Raw genomic sequence first — 18651 nt, forward strand, 5'->3', positions numbered from 1 at the left:
TTATAACACGACGCAACCTTTAAGAGTTCCTAAGATGTAAAATCTATCTAGCGACGGTGATCCAACACCTGGCTAATTTTCCCGGTTCTTGGGTTTCGAGGGATGGCCCCTGATGCGACGGAAGTAAGCGAAATATCTTTCTTAAACTCTGCGAATGAGATGGTATCTTTTACATCTCTAGAGCGGTTATAGAGATCAAAAAGGAAGGTTTCCTGATCAAAATCTGTTTGGCCTTTTTCATAGGTAATCGCGAGCTTTTCTCTTACGACATTGGCCTCACGGCTTTCCGAGATCTTAAGCTGGAAGGTAAGAATCCCATATGCACTCATAACGGCCTCCACATCGGTTGTGAGAAGTCGGCATGACCAGATCTGAATTACATTATCCACGCGGCCTAAGAGCTTAAAACGTTTATCCAGACTGCCACAGGCGCATGCTCCTTCGATCCATTCAATCTTATCTCCGGTGCGATAATTCTTTATCGGCATCGTGCTTCGAGCGTAAGAAGTCACAACTGCTTCCTCTTCAACAATATGCAGCTCCACCAAATCACTGAATAAATGATGTTCCCCGAGACCCGCTTGAGAGCATTGGTAACCTATGACTCCCGCATCTACAGAGGCATAACCAGCAGAACCAAAGAACATGGTGTTCCAAGTGCGGGCCAGGTAATCCTTGCGAATTTCAGAAAGGGCCTCACCTGCGTAGAAGATCATTGGGACCTCGATCTTCTCCCCTTTACTCTCCATATATTCGGCATTCATCACCAGCATGGATGGAATTCCCATCACTACATCTGGTTTAAACTTTTTAAGATAAAGAAGAATGTTCTCAGTGGCGCACATTCCACCAATTGGTAATTGAACGGCACCAATTTTTTCAAGAGCACGTTCCACACACATGAATGAAGACCACAGATTCCCGGCCACAAATAAATTGGCCACTGTCATTCCAGGACGAACTCCCTGCCTAGTCAGGTTCGCGGCCAGCATATCACTCATGTAATCGAATTCTTCATAGCTAAAATGAACAAATTTAGGCTCACCAGTAGTTCCGCCTGAAGAGAAGACGTATCCGCGAGGACGTTCCAATTTTTCAAAATGAGATTTAAGAGTGGCAGAATTTTCAACTTCTAGAATCTCTTCCCCATAATTCTGAGCACGAACTTCATCGCCAATGAAATGAACCAACTCACGAAGTACAAAACGTCCATCGTGAGGAGCCCCCTCCATCCCGAAAGTCACTGTTCCAAGAGGAGCGAAGCGTTTAATTCCCGTCAAAGATAAAGTCTCAAGGTATTCGGTCTTTTCTTCAGCACCTAAAAGATACGAGCAAGACTGAAGATAGTATGAAAACGGTTCTAATAAAGAATACAGCTCTTCTAAATTCTGAAAGCGCTTCACGATGAGTGAGCGATGAAGTGGCGAAGGTTTTAAGAGTTTGTTCTGTTCCAGATGAATCAAATGCTCAGGCCCTGAAGAGATTTTTCCCTCTTCCATGAGTTCTGAATATAACCCACGATACTTTTCTTTAAGAATCTCGGTTGCCTCATCATCAGAAATTGTTCCGCGAGAAGGGGCCTTTAAGAAGGCCTTCTCAATGGCATCAAGAAGCTTCTCTTTATCCACGCCCTCTTCAAGATAAAGGTTTTGTGGAGAAGCACAGGCCGATTGGTCCCAAGGCAAAATATCGGCCACGATTTTTTCAGCAACGACATCCAGGTTCTTTTTTTCAAGACCTTGCGTAGTGATCAATTGAAATGAAATCTTTGGGCCAAAATCCAAAAGCTTCACATGTTTTGGAAGATTTTTCTGGTAGCTCGCAATCATCTCCTCACCGCCCCAAGCGATGATGGTATTGACCTTAGATTTAATGAAGGTCTCAGTTTCGGAATCTCCGCCCTTCCAATGAAGAACAGCAAACTTATCTGATAGAATTTCGTTTTTATCAAAGCCCTTAAGCTTTTCCGCGAAGAAAAGAGGAAAGAATTGATTCTGACCACTCACTTTCACAATCGAAAGGTTCTTAGTGAGAAGGCCCATGATAAGAGAATCAATCGAACTTAAAAACACATTCCCTGCGGTCACATGAAGAACGATTCCATTTCCAACCGCACGAACTTTCCCTCCACCATATGGGAGTTTGGTAAATCTATCTAGAACCGCAGGACGAACAAATTCGGCCTTAATTCTTTTCTCCAAACTTTCCCGAGATAAAAGACCCGGAAGTAGAGAAAGAGTTTTTTCTGTTTCCTCAGGGGAGAAACCAGATTCTTCGATTAAGCGAGGCAGTGCCTCTTTTGAAAAAGTCGTCCATTCTTTTGAAAATGAGTCGAGAAGATCAATGATTGAATCAATAGGAGTTGCATTAAGAGCTCGGCGTTTTTGAGACAAAGAAGACCATTTAGCAGAATCCTGCCAGCTCTTTTTATCTGATAAATGTTCGCCAAACCAATACATTACTTCTCCAAAAGTTCTAAGGCCTTCAAAGCGCAACCTTTGTGTTTAGAAACACCGGCGCGGCCTTCAAGAATCAGAACATCTCCCTTAATACCACAAGTACACGCTCCCACTCGACCATAGTCAGTGGTAAGAAGACTTGGGGCCGGATAACTAAAGTTATAAGAACATAAAAAATGCAGGAGCCCTCGTTCACCTTTTTGCCTTAAACTCAAATCATGAGGTGAGCGAACATACACACGGGCGTAATTTGGAATATGGAGATTTCCTAGCTCACAATCCACATAAGGAATACCGTGCTCAACCATTCCAAAAAGATCACGTTGATTCTTTTGAGGAATGCCTAAACGCTCTTCAATAAACTTTCTAAATTCCTTCTTGGGAATTTCTTTATCCGCCTTGCCCTTCCAACCACCACCGGTCTGTAACCAAGAGTCAGGACCAAGATTAAGCTTAATATTATGCTTTTCAATCACTTCAAATAACAGGGCCGGAAAACCCAAAATACGAGTGGAAACTCCAGATGCCGCAAAATGCTTCAGCGTCTCAACTACGCCTTCTTCATTCAAGGCAAAGTCCTTCTTATCTTCCTGCCACTGAATGGCGTAATAGACTTCTTTTTTGCCAGTGAAGTTCGTTAAAAGCTCATCCGTAAAGGCAGTGCCCAAGTCATTTGCGACCTTTGGATCATAGGTAAAACAAAGGTAGTTATATTCTTTATCACTCGCCATCCCCAAAGACTGGTGAATACTAAGAGCGAGCTTCTTAACGTTATCCAGGCTCTGTTGATCCAAAAACTGCTGAGACTTTTGTCCCCCCGTTCCTGAGCTTGTAAGCGTCAGAACAAGATCTTCTTTTTTTGCGGTTCTTAGCTCATGCTCTTTAAACAAGTGAACCATTGTTCCTGGAACTTTAGCGAGGTCCTCTTCGTTGTTTATGCTTGATGGATGAAAGCCTAACTTGTCCCACAATCTTTTAGTAAAAGTATGATTTTTGTAATGATGAAGAGCGTTTTCTTTAAAACTGGCAAGGAAGAGACTTCTCGTGGTCTCTGAGAACTCAAACGGATTTGAATTGAGAAGTTTCTCAGTTTCACTCATAGGTTCAATAACTTTGGATTTAACGACATCCGTTTCCAGGCGTTGTAATACTCTTCCAAATAAACTTGGTTAAGTCCTTTTAAGCGCACGTTTTGGAAATCAAAGATCTCAAATGAGCGGCTAAACACCACGAAATCATGGCGACGATCTCCCACCTTTTGAAAGGCAGGAAAAAGGCCACACGGGATAAATTTCGCTCTTAAAATACTCTCTAGAATCTTTGGTCTGTCCGCCCGTGCGATGACTTCAATATAGCGAGCACCGGCGTCTCGTAACAGTTTATTGGAACGAAGAAAGAGATCCGTGAAGTTTAAATTCCCCGGCATCTTACCACCTACGATCACGCAGTAACCGTCCACACTCGAAAGGTGACAGAAGAGTTCCACGGATTGATCAGGAGTCAGGATCACCAGGTTCGGTTGATGGAAAGGGAAGAACTCAAACTCTAATTGCTTTTCATTCTTTAAATGTTGGTACCGATAGTTCACAAACTTTGGTGACTTCACGACTTCTAAATCACCCGGCTCAACCAGGACCTTGGATGGTCTATCCGGGATGATGGTTTCTAAAGCACCCATCCCCACTTCATTTTGTACAATATCGTAGAGAGAAGCGACCTCATGATGAATCATGTAGTTCTTATTTCTCTTCTCTAAAGCTTCGGGATAAACAATCGCTGCCAGACAATGAGTTTCATATTCATTGGTTCGGTGAGCGTTGGGAAAGATTCCTAACTTTTTAAAGCCCAGTTTTTCAGTGAGGGTCTGAGCAGCTTCATTCACAGTACGAGTGGTTGAATAAATCACATCCACGCCACCGGTCTTCTCCCGAAGATATTTGATTCCGAAGGCCAGAAGCTCTTCCATGATCCCACGTTGGCGATATTCGTTTCTCACCACCGCCCCGAAGGCCTTGGCGATCAAGTTTTCTTTATCGTAAGCAGTAAGAACTGAAGCAATAATTTTGCCATTGTCCTTCGTCACAAACCAGAAGCCGGCCTCGGATTGAATGAACTGACGGATAAGACCAAAGTCCTTCATCAAAGGATCAGGATATGTTCCTTGATAAACATCAAAGTAAAGCTGAGAAATCTGAAAGATGTCTTCTTCGGTCGCTAATTGTAGGTTCATGGCCAGAGAGTACCATCCTCAGGATTTTCCTCAAGCGACCACCACCTTTTTACAAGGTGTTTGACTCCGAAAAGCAATATAAGTACCTTACTTTCCATCCTTATGAAGAATGTCACCACCCCAATGGGGCTTTATTATCAATTTCCTTTCGTGGACCGGAAAGAACGGGCCCAGCTTTTGAGCTGGCTTGAGACCCTCCACCCTCTCTGGGAAATGCGATTTTCAGAGCATAACCCACCTCCGGAAGGTGATGAGCAGCGCCCTCTTTTAAGACCGGTTTATTGGCTTGGGAACTGGCAATTTGCTTGTTTAGATTACTATCACCCTCCAAAGGGAATCCTTCACCGTTGCGTCCGTGCTGAAACTTATCCTCCGCTTCTTCAAAAACTAGTGGATAGAATTGAATTCATCGCGAAGAAACGTTTTCCAAAAAGTTACTTTCCTGAAAAATGGAAACTCAATACTTGTCTCATTAATTTCTACGGGAATAAATTCGAAGACGGAAAATGGGTCGATCGCGCTCGGGTTGGTGAGCATAAAGATTTCGAACCAGGACCTGTAGGATCACTTTCATTGGGCGATCGCGCTTTCTTTCAGTTCGTTAACGGCAAATCATCTTTGGGCGAAGACAATATTGTGTTCTCACAGTGGCTTGAGGATTCATCACTGCAAATCTTTGGTGGTGATAAATGGAAAACAAAAACTTTCCACAGGGTTCAACGAGTTGAAGATAAACGCAAAGAAGTTTTGGGTCCAAAGATCGAAAACTTCCAAACCCGTAGAATCAATTTCACCTTCAGATATGTTCCCGAAGAACACATCTACCAATTAAAAGACATGCCGGCCCCGAAGCTTCAGGACATCCGTCCCTATTTAGAGACCTTGGCCTTGCATTCTTCCTACTTTAAAAAGCTTATAACTCCTTAAAACCACGCCCATTCAGAGAAAATCACTCAAGTTATTTGAATATCCGACGAAAAGACTCAAAACAAGCTAGGAGAGGATTTACCTCATGTTTAGAGTACTATCGGTACTCGTGGGGGTGTGGTGCGCCTGCAGTTTTGCGGACACTACTACCAACCAGGAGCTCTTAAAAAATTTGAGTGCACGAATGGAAAAACTTCCATCGAAGAAAGGTGCGCTCATTAAGAGTTTCACTCATCACACTCAGAGTTACATTTACGATCAGGCATTAGCGGTCATTGCGTTCGCTAAAGCAAAAGAAAAGGATAAGGCGAGGTCACTCCTGCTGGGTCTTGAGTCCCTTCAGATGAAGGACGGCTCGCTTTACTTTTCTTATTACATGGATGGAGTTTCTCCCTATCCAATTGAAGGTGATAAGCGTTTTGCTGGCGCCATCGCATGGGTAGCACTTGCGGCCTCTCACTATCAACATGCCTTTCACTCAAAAGAATTTTCCGCCTTTAACTATCGCGTTCTTTCTTATCTTCAATCTCAAATGGCAGATCTGAAAGTTAATGGCGAAGAAGTAAAAGCAGTTCGATTTGCTCCAACCGATATTAAGGCCACACGCTGGAACGAGGCCGAAACCGTTGCTCTCGAGCACAACCTTGATGCCTATGCGGCCTTCAAACACTTTGCTCAGTTGAATAAAACCGAGAAGTGGAACGGGGAAATTAAGGGGCTAAATCGTTTCATCATGAGCATGTGGGACAGTTCCCGCTCTCATTTCTGGTCAGGGGCCAATGTAAAAACTGGCGCCATTAACAAAGACGAACTTTATCTTGATAACCAAAGCTGGAGCTTACTTGCTCTCGATCGTGATGCTCTTCGTGAAATTAATCCAAAGCTTGCAATGGAACTTAATTGTGATGCCTTTTATGTTGAACATGAAAACGTAAAAGGATTTATGGACAGTAAACCGACACGTCGTCCTGCCTCCTCAAAGTTTGTGTGGTCAGAAGGAACTTTGGGGCAAGTATTGGCCATGAAAAAGGTCGGATCAACTTGTAACGATCAATCGGCCGATCAATTCATGTATTCGATTCATAAAATGAAAAAAGCCGACGGTGGTATCGCCTACGCCACTTTTACACCCAATCCTGATTTCACCACTGCTTCGTCAGTAGCTGGAACTGCATGGTTATACTTTGCCGTGAATGATGTGAATCCGTTTGAGATTAATTTATGAAGTTCTTACTTATTTCATTTTTTTTTATTTCCGCTTCCACACACGCCAAGATTGATAATCAAAAACTCAATGGCTCATGGATTTCAAACTGCATTCAGAGTCAAATCTACAGCAAATTGGGTCATGTGAAAGAAATCTATACTTTTGAAGGAAGTTCATTTGTATTCAAACGTGAGTGGTATAAAGATTCAAAGTGCCAAAAGATCTCTACCATAGATACAGTCCAGGGCGATTATCAAATCGGTGACCGAGCGATGGATCCCAAACATCCTTCGAACACATTTCAGGTGGAATTCATAACTAAGGGTCAATCAAAACAAGGTCTTCTGTGGGTCAATACTGACCATACTAACTTAAGAATTTCCCGTGACTACGGAGACAATTCAATCCTTGGTATATTTATCTACTCAAAACAGAAGTAATTTTTAGACTTCCAAATCTTTTAGTTTAACTTCGTAGCCCTGAAAAATTTCATCATGCTTCATCGTGATCTCTGTCAGTTCTTCGAATGAAGAATCAATTTTCTTATTCACCTGTCCGAGTCGTTGAGATGATTCCTGGATCTTTTTTGAGTCACTTGCGGGATCAATGAGAACGGCCTCAAGAGTCTTTTGTTCTTCTTCTAGTTTGATGATCTCTTTTTCAAGAGTTTCCATTTTCTTTTTAAGAGGATTTAATTCTCGGCCGCGTTCAATAATCATTTCTGAACGAAGACGTTTTACTTCCTGACGATTGGGCCTGTCTGCCGTTTTCTGAGGTGCAGGTGCGACCTCTTCTTCTTCCCAACCAATCTTACGAAGGAAGCCATCGTAATTTTCATCCAAATACTCCACCTTGTCGTGATGGAACACAATGAGCTTAGTTGCCACATCTCGGATCATGCTCTCAGAGTGGGTCACAATAATGACTGCACCTGGGTAGTTCTGAAGCTCTAATGTCAGCGCCTCCACTGATTCTTGGTCCAAGTGGTTGGTGGGCTCATCCAGAAGGAGCAGGTTACTAGGTTTTACTAAAAGCTTACCCAGGAGAACTCGTGCTCTTTCACCACCGGAAAGGACCTTGATCTTTTTCTTGGCGAGGTCTCCACTAAACATCATCACACCAGCAATGCTTCGAGCACGCTGAAGTCCCATCATGGGATTCACTGAAAGAATTTCTTCTTCAATGGTATTTTCCAGATCCAGACGATTGATATTGGTCTGACCAAAGTGTCCAAGCTGCATGTTCACGTTGGAACTCACTGATCCAGACTTCGGTTCTAATTCTCTTGCCAAAAGATTTAAAAGCGTCGACTTCCCTTTCCCATTTTTACCGATGATGGCGATTTTATCATTGCGGCCAATCGAGAAACTTAGGTCTTGTATTAAACTTTGTTCGGTATAACCAAAGGAGAGATCCTTGGCCTCCATGAGAATTTTCCCAGGACATTCCTGGTGATTAAATTCAAAATCCAAGGTGGCCATCATCGAAAGGGCCTCCATCTCTGGAAGCTTTTCTAAAAGTTTCATACGCGACTGGGCCTGAGCGGCCTTACTCGCCTTGGCCTTAAAACGATCAACGAAAGCTTGAAGATCTTTTTTCTTACGCTCTGTATTTTGCCGAGTTTTTTCGTAGATCTCTTCTTCCGCTACGATCTGCTCAAAATATTTGGTCGAGTCACCCGGAATCTTAAAGAGTTTTTGTCTCCAGATTCCCATGGTATGAGTCGTAACACTGTCCATGAATCCGCGATCGTGTGTAATGAGAATCATCTCGCCTTTAAACTCACGAAGAAACTTCGTCAGCCAGCGCATAGACACGATATCAAGATAGTTGGTGGGCTCATCCAGGAGCAAACAATCCGGCTCAGATAGAAGAACTTTCGCGAGATTCAAGCGAATCTGATACCCACCAGAAAAGTCCGAAGGAGGACGATTAAAATCTGTGATCTTAAATCCCAGACCCAGAAGCATCTTCTCAACTTTATACTGCTCAAACTCCGCGTTCTCGCCACGAAGGGCAGTTTTACACTCTTCAAGAATTGTTGGATGTGAAAAATGTAAGTGCTGCTTTAAAGTTCCAATCTGATAGTTCTTAGGAACAATATACTCTCCCCCATCATAAGATTCTTCACCGAGAAGAATTTTAAAAAGAGTCGATTTCCCAGTTCCATTTCTTCCCACAAGGCCAATGCGCTCGCCTTTACCTAAAGTGAAAGTGACGTCCTGAAACAGGACTTGTGTTCCAAAACCTTTGGTTAAATTTACAACTTGAATCATGGTTCCTCAGTACTCGCAGCTTGATCTTCTTCACCTGGAGGCGGAGGTGGTGGGGCCATTTTTGAAATCTGGAGATTCAGCATCAACTGGCAATTAGTCGCCAGGGCCCGAACGGTCGGATCTAGTTTATCATTGGTTAAAATTTTGGCGACTGCCGCCTCACGATCAACGTACTCGTTGAGCTTTTCTTCTTCCGGAATACTATCGCCGAAAGTTGTGGCAATCACACAATTACTATCTTTCGTTTTAGAATAAGCAGTCAGGAAATTTTGCATATCAATTTCCATCCACAATGAGAAAAACCGCTTAACCATTTCCTGGTTTTCACCTTGAAGCACATTCAAGAGATCCAAAAGAAAATTCACCATCTCAGGTTCATTAAGATTTAAAAGATCTCTCCAGCGAAACACTACCATCTCAAGATTTTTATCAAGAGTTAATCCAAACATAGTTGGATGACTCTTGAAATAATTCATCGCGGTTTCACGAACATCTTTCGATGGGTTTCCATGGAAATCATCCAGCAAGGCCAAAAAGACCTGACGAGGTGTTTGCTTTAAGGTCTGATCTTGGGACATAGAAACAACTTCTCGATCAGAAGTAATATCGCTCGATTGAGTCTCAGGAACTTTCGAGTTCAGCTTCTCGGTGGCTTTATCAAAGAGGCGCATGACCACATCAATGCGGACCAGAACCACTACGATGACTAAGACAACCAGATATTTCATAGCAAAAGAATAAATCAAAACGTATAATCTAGCTATGATTTCCCATCATACCCTACTGCAATTCCTGAACCCTTTGGACTGGATTATTTTCTTTGCTGTTTTAGCGGCGACTTTTGCATGTGTGGTTTGGGGCCAGAAGAAAAAACAGGAACTTTCAGAGTCTGAACAAATGAGTACGGTTGAACTTCTCCTTATGGGAAGAAGACTGACTCTGCCAATCTTTGTCGCCACTTTGGTTGCGACCTGGTACGGGGGGATTTTTGGAGTCACGGCCCTGTCTTATGAGAAAGGTATCTACAATCTTCTGACTCAGGGAATTTTTTGGTATGGAAGTTATCTTCTTTTCGCTTTTTTCCTGGTGAAAAAAATCCGCAATTTTGATGTTATGACGATTCCTGAATTAGCAGGAAAAGTCTTTGGCCCGAAGGCCCAGAAACTCACCGCCACTCTCAATTTCCTGAACCTTTTACCACTGGCTTACACCATCTCACTCGGACTCTTTTTACAGGCCGTCTTTGGTGGCTCCCTGTTCATCAATACGTTTTTAGGAGTATTGCTGGTGACTCTCTGGTCACTCTGGGGAGGATTCAGGGCGGTGGTTTACTCTGATATTGTGCAATTTGTGGTGATGATCCTGGCGGTTTTTCTCATTGTGGTTTTTGCTTGGGCCCAAATGGGTTCACCGATAACTCTCATGAATCAATTACCGGCCACTCACCTGGATTGGACCGGTGGTGAGAAGACCAGTACGATTTTAGTTTGGGGATTTATCGCTCTTTCCACTCTCGTTGATCCCAACTTCTATCAACGTGTTCTTGCGGCCGAGAGTGAGAAAACAGCAAAACGCGGAATTATCATTTCTACTTTCATCTGGTTCTTTTTCGATTGTTGTACGACTTTGGGTGCTCTTTATGCACGTGTGGCCCTTCCGAATGTTGACCCTAATAATGCTTACTTGCAGTTTGCGATTCAGCTCGTGCCTCATGGAGTGAGAGGATTTATCTTGGCCGGGATTCTCGCCATTATTCTTTCCACGCTGGATGCTTATATTTTTAACGCTGCCACTTCTGTCAGTTACGATTTTTTCAAACTCAAAGATAAATTTAAGACCTGGCACCATCATATTGCTCTGATAGCTGTGAGCCTTGCATCAGTTTTAATCGGATTTCAATTCGAAGGAAATGTTGTGGAAGTTTGGCGCACACTCGGTGGTTTTTCTGCTGCCTGCCTTCTCTTTCCTCTCCTCGTGGGCCAGTGGAAACCAGGAGTCATTTCAGAGAAGAGTTTTTGTTGGGCCGTATCATTTGGTTGTATTGGCATTGTGTCATGGAAAGTTATTAACAAACTCTTCGAGTTATCCACATTAGATGAGTTTTATATCGGACTACTTTGTACAACTCTCCCCCTAATTCCATCTCTCCTTCGTAAAAAAGCCTGATTGGCGCTCTTGCCTCTATGCATTCAAGGGTGTCATTTCGCACAAAAGCTGCTATCGTCGGTGCATATTTTTTCGACAGTTTCGCCAACAAAAGGATGACGTGTGACTACACCTACAAATGAAACGACGTCGGCCGAAGAAAAGTATCGACTGGCCCTCGACTACCACGCCCATGGACGCGCTGGTAAAGTTGAAATTACTCCGACTAAACCAACTATGACAGCGAGAGATCTCTCACTTGCATATTCACCAGGTGTTGCGGCCCCATGTCTTGAGATCGCAAAAACTCCAGATGATGTTTATAAATACACTGCTAAAGGGAACCTGGTTGCTGTTCTTTCAAACGGAACTGCAGTTCTGGGCCTCGGTGATATTGGTCCATTAGCTGGTAAGCCAGTTATGGAGGGTAAAGGCGTTCTCTTCAAGCGTTTTGCTGACATTGATGTTTTTGACATCGAAATCAACAACCGTTCGGTTGAAGACATCGTTCGTACAGTGAAGTCTCTTGAACCAACATTCGGTGGTATCAATCTAGAAGACATTAAAGCTCCAGAGTGTTTTGAAGTTGAAACTCAACTTCAGGAGATCATGGATATTCCTATTTTCCACGATGACCAACACGGAACGGCCATCATCGGTGGGGCCGCTTTTCTTAACGCTTGTGAAATCACAAATCGTGATATCTCAAAAGTTAGAGTTGTTGTTTCAGGAGCTGGTGCTGCGGCGATTGCGACTGCTAATTTCCTACTTGAGCTTGGTGTAAAACGTGAAAACGTTCTTATGGCAGACTCTAAAGGTGTGATCTATAAGGGTCGTACTGATGGTATGAATAAGTACAAAGATGCTTTCGCGAATGAAACTAAATGCCGTACTCTTGCAGACGCTTTGGTGAATGCCGATGCTTTAATCGGTTGTTCGGCAAAAGGTCTTGTATCAAAAGAGATGGTTAAGACAATGGCGAAAGATCCTATCATCTTCGCTATGGCAAACCCTGATCCAGAAATTACACCAGAAGAAGTAGCACAAGTTCGTTCAGACGCTATTATGGCGACTGGTCGTTCAGACTACGCGAACCAAGTGAATAACGTTCTTTGTTTCCCGTTCTTGTTCCGTGGAGCACTTGATGTACGTGCACGCAAGATCAATGAAGAAATGAAGAAAGCGGCAGCAATGGCGCTTGCGAAACTTGCGAAAGAAGAAGTCCCTGAAGACGTTAAGCGTGCTTACGGTAACGAAAACTTCTCTTTCGGAAGAAACTACCTCATTCCTAAGCCATTCGATAAACGCGTTCTTACTTGGGTTGCTCCAGCTGTGGCAAAGGCCGCTATGGACTCAGGTGTGGCCCGTATGCCAATTGAAGACCTTAATGCTTACGCAAAGTCTCTTCAAGAACGTTTGGGCCAGGTTGGCTCAATCATGAGAAACATTCGTTCTCGTCTTCCAGGTGCCGGTAAAGCTGAAAAGCCTCGTATCGTTTTCCCTGAAGGAACAAACGCTCGTATTCTTAAAGCGGTTTCAATTCTTCGTGACGAAGGTCTGATTCAACCGATCCTTCTTGGTAACAAGAAAATCATTCACCGTAAGATGGACGAGCTTGGAGTTTCAAATCTTAAAGATCTTGAAATCATCTACCCTGAAGACAACGCTAATTACGAAACATTCGTAAAAGATTACTTCACTCAACGTCAGCGCAAGGGTGTTTCTTACTCTTTCGCCAAAGACACAATGAAACGTGGTAACTACTTCGGTTCAATGATGGTTAAAACTGGAAACGCAGACGGTATGATTACTGGTGCGACTCAGAACTATCCTGAATGTATTCGTCCAATCATGAAAGTGATTGGTACAAACTCTCCAGGCCGCGCGAAAGTAGCGGGCATTATGATGCTTGTCTTCAAGCAACGTGTAGTGTTCCTGGCAGACTGTACAGTTCAGATGAATCCAGACGCTCACGATCTGGCGGACATTGCTCTATCAGCTGCTCAGATGTACCGAAACGTAATGCAGGCAGAGCCACGTGTGGCCTTCCTTTCATACTCAAACTTCGGTTCAAATCGTGATCCACAGGCGGCGAAGATGGCAGAAGCTGTGAAGATCGCTAAAGCAAAAGATCCAACTCTAATTGCTGATGGTGAAATGCAGGCAGACGTTGCTGTAAATGCTGACATCATGAAGAACCTTTTCGAGTTCTGCTCACTTGATAAGGCCGCAGACGTTCTGATTTTCCCTGACCTTGGTTCAGCGAACATCAGCTACAAGCTTCTGGCCCAACTTGGTGGAGCGACTTCAATTGGTCCAATTCTTCTTCCATTGAAATACGCAATCAACATCGTTCAGCGTACTTCAACAGTGGATGAGATCGTGAACATGAGTCATCTTACTGCCCTAATCTCTCAAGAGATCAAGGCCCATAGAGCACAAAAACATTCTTAAGGAGAAACATATGTCTTTCGAGAAAAAAATCATCAATACAGATAAAGCACCTGCTGCAGTAGGAACATACTCTCAAGGTGTTTTCCATAATGGCGTTTACTACTTCTCAGGCCAAATCGGTCTAGATGCTAAAACTGGTGAAATGGCAAACGGCTTCGACGCCCAACTTGAAACTGTTATGAAGAACATCGACGGTCTTCTTCAGTCTCAAGACCTGACTCGTGCCAACATCATCAAGACAACAATTTTCATGACTGACCTAGCTCAGTTCGGAAAAGTGAATGAAGCTTACGTAAAATTCTTCACAGCTCCTTACCCTGCTCGTTCAACAGTTCAGGTTTCAGCTCTCCCTAAAGGTGCAGTGGTTGAAATTGAGGTTATTGCCGCAAAATAAGGAAAATCCAAAGCAATAGTATGTTTGGACGTAAGTACACTTTCGAATCAAAAACAACCAGATTACGCCGCTTACTTTTAAGCGGCGTTTTTCTGGCCTGTCTCACGATCGCTCTACTTGTTAGCTTCATCGTTTATATTCCGATTTACGCTAAGATGCAGAAAGGTCGCGCCGATGGTGCCTTCTATCAGAAGTCTCCGGATGCTATCGCCGTTTTTACCGGTGATAAGGGTCGAATTGCGTACGCCATGGATCTTCTTAAAAAGAATCCTACGTCTAAATTATTCATCTCTGGAGTTCATACCGCGAACTCGGTTCAAACGCTGATTAATAAGCAATCTAACGATTCTGCCGCTCCTGAAATCAATGAGCCTGGAGTTCAGGTGGACTTGGATTATGAATCTAAGAATACTTTTGAGAACGTACGCGAGACGGTTTCGTATTTGAAGGCAAATCCAGAAATTCAACAGGTGCTGATCATCTCGAGTGATTATCACATCATGAGAATCAAGCTCATCATTTCTCACTTCCTATCAGACTCAAAACAGCAGTTTTACTTTGATAGTGTGCCTAACACCTACACCACTTGGAAAGACACCAAGAAGCTTCTTAAAGAGGCCATGAAAATCGTGAGGACCTTCATTCAGTTGAAGATTTTCAGAGAAGATATTGTTTTAGAAGATTAGATCGAAAGATCCCAGCCGCCTGGAAGTGCTGGTTCGCACTCAAATTCAAAACCGTAGAGTTCTTTTGGGAGTCTATACTTATTCGCACTAGCGTCTTTCTTGATATTGCAAAAACTCTGAACATAGTACGAGGTATCAGCGTAGTTGTTACTATTGAAAGTAAACGTCTTCGTTGCCAGAGTTGAAACGTAGCTCGTTGTACTTTCTACAGTGTCATCACTCTTAATCACTTTCAACGTTCGGTTCTGGCGATAATTCGTAAAAAACGCAAGTTCCGTAAATGGGAAGGAATACACATCTGTATAGCGATCATCATTTGGAGCGTTTGGAATTTCGTATTCGTAAGTAATAGTAAGCGGTCCTCCAGTGCTTGAAGATCCACTTGTATAGATCTTAGGCTCTGAACAATGATCAGTCAGGATATCATCAATCATATCTTCATTCTCAACTCGAGAAACTTTTAGGAAAAAGCTCTTCGCAGTTAAGTTTGTCTCAGTGATATAAAAGTAAAGATCTGTTGATGTTCGTTTCCAAACTCGGATGTCGGCCTTTCTCTTCACGTCAGTATTTACTTTGTATTCAAAGTAAAAACCTTTACCGCGGTTATAATCCGAAGAACTGAAAACATTTCCTGAGTTGGTTTTGAAGCGATCGTAAATTGAGGTGTAAGTATCTAGACACTTCTGTTTAGCACGGTCTCTAATGGCCTGTTGTTCTGCTGCTGAGAGATTGTTATAGCTCTGAATCATCTCCTCTTTACAGGAAACACCTAGCAAAACTAATGCGGCAATCAGAGCAAATGATTTCAAAATTTATATCCCCCGCCTACAGAGAAGACAGTTATAGGATCAATTTTAGCACCATTGTCCTTGGAGGAGGTAGAAGAAATTGCTGGATCACCAGATTCCCGCTTTTTAGTCTCAATATCTCTAGAATTCAGATCATAGCGATTTTGCGTAACTCGGGTATAGAAGAAGAAGCCATTAGTGGCCGTAAAGTTCATCCCTACCCCAATTTGAAGGTTCGTTAACTCATCAGAAATTGATTCCTTGAAACGGTCGTTAGTTCCGGCCAAAGAATAACTGTAGTTTATGCTATTGTAAGCACGTGCAAATCCAATTCCGGCCATCACATAAGGTTCTACCGTTAAATATGACCATTCATCTAGAAATGGGTTCTTGGTTTTCATATCGAACATGAACCCAAGTTGTTGAGAGGCAGTTACTCCCCAAATTTGGCTGGTCTTTTTAGTATAAGCAAACTCCAGATCTTCATCTTCGGGCCCACCATTCAAGATTTGAGAAAAGAGAGTGCCCGCATAGTACCCCTCTACCAGAGTCGTAGTGTTAATCTGATTACCTAAGTAAATTGATCCACCAACTCCCAGTCTAGCACCCCAGAGGTCTCTTGATGAGGCCCCAAAATCCTTGTGGTCTCCGTTATAGTTTGAAAAGGCCGCATCATACTTCATGCCTTCAAAGCCGAAAGTCGTTAACCAATGACTCTTGCGGGTGTCGACCTTTAACTTATCATAGGGAGTTTCACTCGTAAGAACCGCGAGGTCCTTTTCAGCGAAGGCAGAGAAAGAGAAAACACAGAGAACGGCGAGTAATAATTTATTCATAGAATAATTATGTCTCGCCATTTCTGAAAGTCAAAATGATTTGTCTTAAGCGCGGTTTACCGAAATCACTTCTTCCATCTGCTCAATGCTCGAGATGGTCTTTAGAAGCTCAGAGTAATCCTTAACTTCGATCTCAAAGATGAAGTTACCCTTTTGATCCGGCATCGAACGGGCAATCGCCGAACGAATATTGATGCCAGCGTTGTTAATCGACTTCGAAATCTTAGAAAGAATTCCCGGTTTATCGTGGGTCGTAACCTTAATGTTCACTGGGTGACTGAATGTATAATGCTTGTTCCACTCAACGTGGATTTGACGACTTTTTTCTATGTCTACGATCCGTCCGCAACCAATTGTATGAACGGTAATACCGCGGCCACGCGTAATGATTCCTGTGATTGGGTCACCTGGAATTGGATTACAACAACGACCCATCTTCACCACGATGTCATCAAGGCCATCAACGATAACAGCGTTATCATTGCTGGTGCTCTTACGGGCGGTCTTGGCGACTTTCTTATAATAACTTTCCAGGTCCTTATCATCTTCTTTGAAATCAAGTTCATCTGTCTCAGTGAACGCGATCGAAGGAAGAGCAACTAGGACATCTTTAATCGGAAGGTGATTAGAACCAATGTTCACAAACAACTCTTCCAGGGTCTTATAGTGGTTCTTTTCAAGAATGGCTTTAAATTCATTTTTCTTGTCGAGGGCCTTAATTGAAGTTTCAAATTTCTTCAGGGCCTTCTCAAGAACTTCTTCACCTAGTGCACGATGCTCATCGCGCTCTACCTTCATAAGGTACTGACGAATCTTCGTGATCGCACGAGATGTCTTACAAATTTTTAACCAGTCTTTTGATGGAGTCTGAGTTTTACTCGTTAGAATTTCAACTGTGTCACCTGATTTAAGACGGTACTTAAGTGGAACCATCTTACCGTTAACTTTCGCACCTACCGTTTTGTTACCGACCTCAGTGTGAACGGCATATGCAAAATCCAGCGGAGTCGCGCCATAGCGAAGCTCTTTTACGTCACCAGTCGGAGTGAAAATGAAAACACCACCAACATCGAGGTCATTTTTCACCACGTCCATGAACTCAGAAGAGTTCTGAACGTTTTGGTTAAACTCCATGAGTTCTTCGACCCACTTCAGTTTATTAACGCCTTCGCCTTTGTTTCTTTCTTTATACTTCCAGTGCGCGGCCACCCCACGTTCAGCAACTTCATGCATTTCAAACGTACGAATCTGAATTTCAATACGTTCGGCCTTAGGTCCAATTACTGTCGTGTGAAGAGACTGGTAGTTGTTGACCTTAGGAATGGCAATGTAGTCTTTGAAACGTCCAGGAACCGGAGTGAATGCAGAGTGAATAATACCCAAACACTTATAACATTCAGTGATGTTATTAACGAGAATACGGAAGGCGAGCAAATCCTGAATTTGCTCAAAATCCACTCCACGTTGCTGCATTTTCTTATAAATTGAGAAGAAATGTTTCGGACGTCCAGTCACCTCACCGGTCACCGAATACTCGAGCATTTTTTCTTCAATCAGATTTAAAGTCTCAGTGATGTATGACTCGCGCTCGCGTTTTTTCATCGCGATTTTTTCAGCGAGACGGTAATAGATATCAGGGTGAATATAACGAAGACAAAGATCTTCCAGGTCCGCTTTCACCGAGTTAATACCCAGACGAGAAGCAAGTGGAACGTAAATATCCAAAGTCTCTTGCGCTTTCGCCTGCTGCTTCTCCTTCGTCATATACTGAAGGGTACGCATGTTATGCATTCGGTCCGCAAGCTTCACGATAATGACGCGAAGATCTTGGGCCATGGCCACAACCATCTTACGGAAGTTCTCAGCTTGAGATTCTTCCTTCGTTTTAAATTTAATTTTAGAGATCTTAGTACAGCCCACTACGATTTGAGCAACGCTCTGGCCAAACATCTTGGCAATGTCTTCCGGAGAAACATCACAGTCTTCCACTGTATCGTGAAGAAGACCGGCCATAATGGAATCGAGATCCATTTTAAGTTTAATCAAGGTCGCCGCTACGTTAAGCGGATGAATAATATATGGCTCACCAGAAGAACGTTTCACACCTGAATGCATTTTATCTGCAAACTCGAAGCACTTTCGAAGGATCGTCAGATCAGCATCAGGTAAAAGCACTTCAGCACGTTTGACGAGTTCATCAATCGTGAGGTTGGCCTCATGGGAGAAATCGATTCTTTCTGCGAACATAG

General features: G+C 43.1%; 15 protein-coding genes. 7 read left to right on the plus strand and 8 right to left on the minus strand.

What is annotated here, in order from left to right:
- Positions 1 to 47: 47 nt before the first annotated feature.
- The 3 genes from ACJVC5_RS02185 to ACJVC5_RS02195 are packed head-to-tail and all read right to left on the minus strand — an operon-like array spanning position 48 to position 4689.
- Entirely contained in the window at positions 48 to 2459 is a 2412-nt protein-coding gene (locus ACJVC5_RS02185; protein ID WP_408097743.1) for an acyl-CoA reductase, read from the minus strand.
- Positions 2459 to 3559, minus strand: a complete 1101-nt coding sequence (locus ACJVC5_RS02190) for an acyl-protein synthetase (protein ID WP_408097744.1) — start codon at positions 3557 to 3559, stop codon at positions 2459 to 2461. The genes ACJVC5_RS02185 and ACJVC5_RS02190 overlap by 1 nt, the downstream gene beginning before the upstream one ends.
- Positions 3556 to 4689, minus strand: coding sequence for a GNAT family N-acetyltransferase (locus tag ACJVC5_RS02195; protein WP_408097745.1), 1134 nt, complete (start codon positions 4687 to 4689; stop codon positions 3556 to 3558). The genes ACJVC5_RS02190 and ACJVC5_RS02195 overlap by 4 nt, the downstream gene beginning before the upstream one ends.
- 102 nt (positions 4690 to 4791) lie before the next feature.
- Here ACJVC5_RS02195 and ACJVC5_RS02200 point away from each other — a divergent pair, with 102 nt between their 5' ends.
- The 3 genes from ACJVC5_RS02200 (at position 4792) to ACJVC5_RS02210 (ending at position 7263) form a co-directional block, all read left to right on the plus strand.
- Positions 4792 to 5616 carry an alpha-ketoglutarate-dependent dioxygenase AlkB gene (locus tag ACJVC5_RS02200; protein WP_408097746.1) on the plus strand — a complete coding sequence of 275 codons (825 nt, stop codon included), beginning with the start codon at positions 4792 to 4794 and terminating at the stop codon, positions 5614 to 5616.
- Positions 5617 to 5701: 85 nt separating this feature from the next.
- Positions 5702 to 6841 (plus strand): hypothetical protein, encoded by a 1140-nt coding sequence (locus ACJVC5_RS02205; protein WP_408097747.1) that lies wholly within the window; start codon positions 5702 to 5704, stop codon positions 6839 to 6841.
- A complete protein-coding gene (locus tag ACJVC5_RS02210) occupies positions 6838 to 7263 on the plus strand; it encodes a hypothetical protein (RefSeq protein ID WP_408097748.1) in 426 nt (141 codons plus the stop codon). The genes ACJVC5_RS02205 and ACJVC5_RS02210 overlap by 4 nt, the downstream gene beginning before the upstream one ends.
- 3 nt (positions 7264 to 7266) lie before the next feature.
- Here ACJVC5_RS02210 and ACJVC5_RS02215 read toward each other — a convergent pair whose 3' ends face one another.
- Both ACJVC5_RS02215 and ACJVC5_RS02220 read right to left on the minus strand, forming a co-directional pair.
- Entirely contained in the window at positions 7267 to 9099 is a 1833-nt protein-coding gene (locus ACJVC5_RS02215) for an ABC-F family ATP-binding cassette domain-containing protein (RefSeq protein ID WP_408097749.1), read from the minus strand.
- Positions 9096 to 9827: a hypothetical protein gene (locus ACJVC5_RS02220; protein ID WP_408097750.1), complete on the minus strand. Its 732-nt coding sequence runs from the start codon at positions 9825 to 9827 to the stop codon at positions 9096 to 9098. Before ACJVC5_RS02220 ends, ACJVC5_RS02215 begins: the two co-directional genes overlap by 4 nt.
- 34 nt (positions 9828 to 9861) lie before the next feature.
- On the opposite strand from ACJVC5_RS02220, the gene ACJVC5_RS02225 reads away from it, so the two are divergent.
- The 4 genes from ACJVC5_RS02225 to ACJVC5_RS02240 all read left to right on the plus strand — a co-directional run bounded on the left by ACJVC5_RS02225 (position 9862) and on the right by ACJVC5_RS02240 (position 14778).
- Positions 9862 to 11265, plus strand: a complete 1404-nt coding sequence (locus tag ACJVC5_RS02225) for a sodium:solute symporter family protein (protein ID WP_408097751.1) — start codon at positions 9862 to 9864, stop codon at positions 11263 to 11265.
- 102 nt (positions 11266 to 11367) lie between these two features.
- Positions 11368 to 13698 carry an NADP-dependent malic enzyme gene (locus ACJVC5_RS02230; protein WP_408097752.1) on the plus strand — a complete coding sequence of 777 codons (2331 nt, stop codon included), beginning with the start codon at positions 11368 to 11370 and terminating at the stop codon, positions 13696 to 13698.
- 10 nt (positions 13699 to 13708) lie between these two features.
- Positions 13709 to 14092 (plus strand): Rid family detoxifying hydrolase, encoded by a 384-nt coding sequence (locus ACJVC5_RS02235; RefSeq protein ID WP_408097753.1) that lies wholly within the window; start codon positions 13709 to 13711, stop codon positions 14090 to 14092.
- 20 nt (positions 14093 to 14112) lie between these two features.
- Positions 14113 to 14778 carry a YdcF family protein gene (locus ACJVC5_RS02240; protein WP_408097754.1) on the plus strand — a complete coding sequence of 222 codons (666 nt, stop codon included), beginning with the start codon at positions 14113 to 14115 and terminating at the stop codon, positions 14776 to 14778.
- On the opposite strand, the gene ACJVC5_RS02245 is transcribed toward ACJVC5_RS02240, so the two are convergent.
- The 3 genes from ACJVC5_RS02245 to ACJVC5_RS02255 are packed head-to-tail and all read right to left on the minus strand — an operon-like array spanning position 14775 to position 18649.
- Complete coding sequence (locus ACJVC5_RS02245; protein ID WP_408097755.1) at positions 14775 to 15587, minus strand: hypothetical protein; 813 nt, start codon at positions 15585 to 15587, stop codon at positions 14775 to 14777. The two genes, ACJVC5_RS02240 and ACJVC5_RS02245, sit on opposite strands and share 4 nt — an antisense overlap.
- Positions 15584 to 16402 carry a hypothetical protein gene (locus ACJVC5_RS02250; RefSeq protein ID WP_408097756.1) on the minus strand — a complete coding sequence of 273 codons (819 nt, stop codon included), beginning with the start codon at positions 16400 to 16402 and terminating at the stop codon, positions 15584 to 15586. Before ACJVC5_RS02250 ends, ACJVC5_RS02245 begins: the two co-directional genes overlap by 4 nt.
- 45 nt (positions 16403 to 16447) lie before the next feature.
- Positions 16448 to 18649, minus strand: coding sequence for a RelA/SpoT family protein (locus tag ACJVC5_RS02255; RefSeq protein WP_408097757.1), 2202 nt, complete (start codon positions 18647 to 18649; stop codon positions 16448 to 16450).
- Positions 18650 to 18651 lie beyond the last annotated feature (2 nt).

This window comes from Peredibacter sp. HCB2-198, assembly GCF_045999315.1.
In the GTDB taxonomy this organism is placed as follows: Bacteria; Bdellovibrionota; Bacteriovoracia; order Bacteriovoracales; family Bacteriovoracaceae; genus Peredibacter.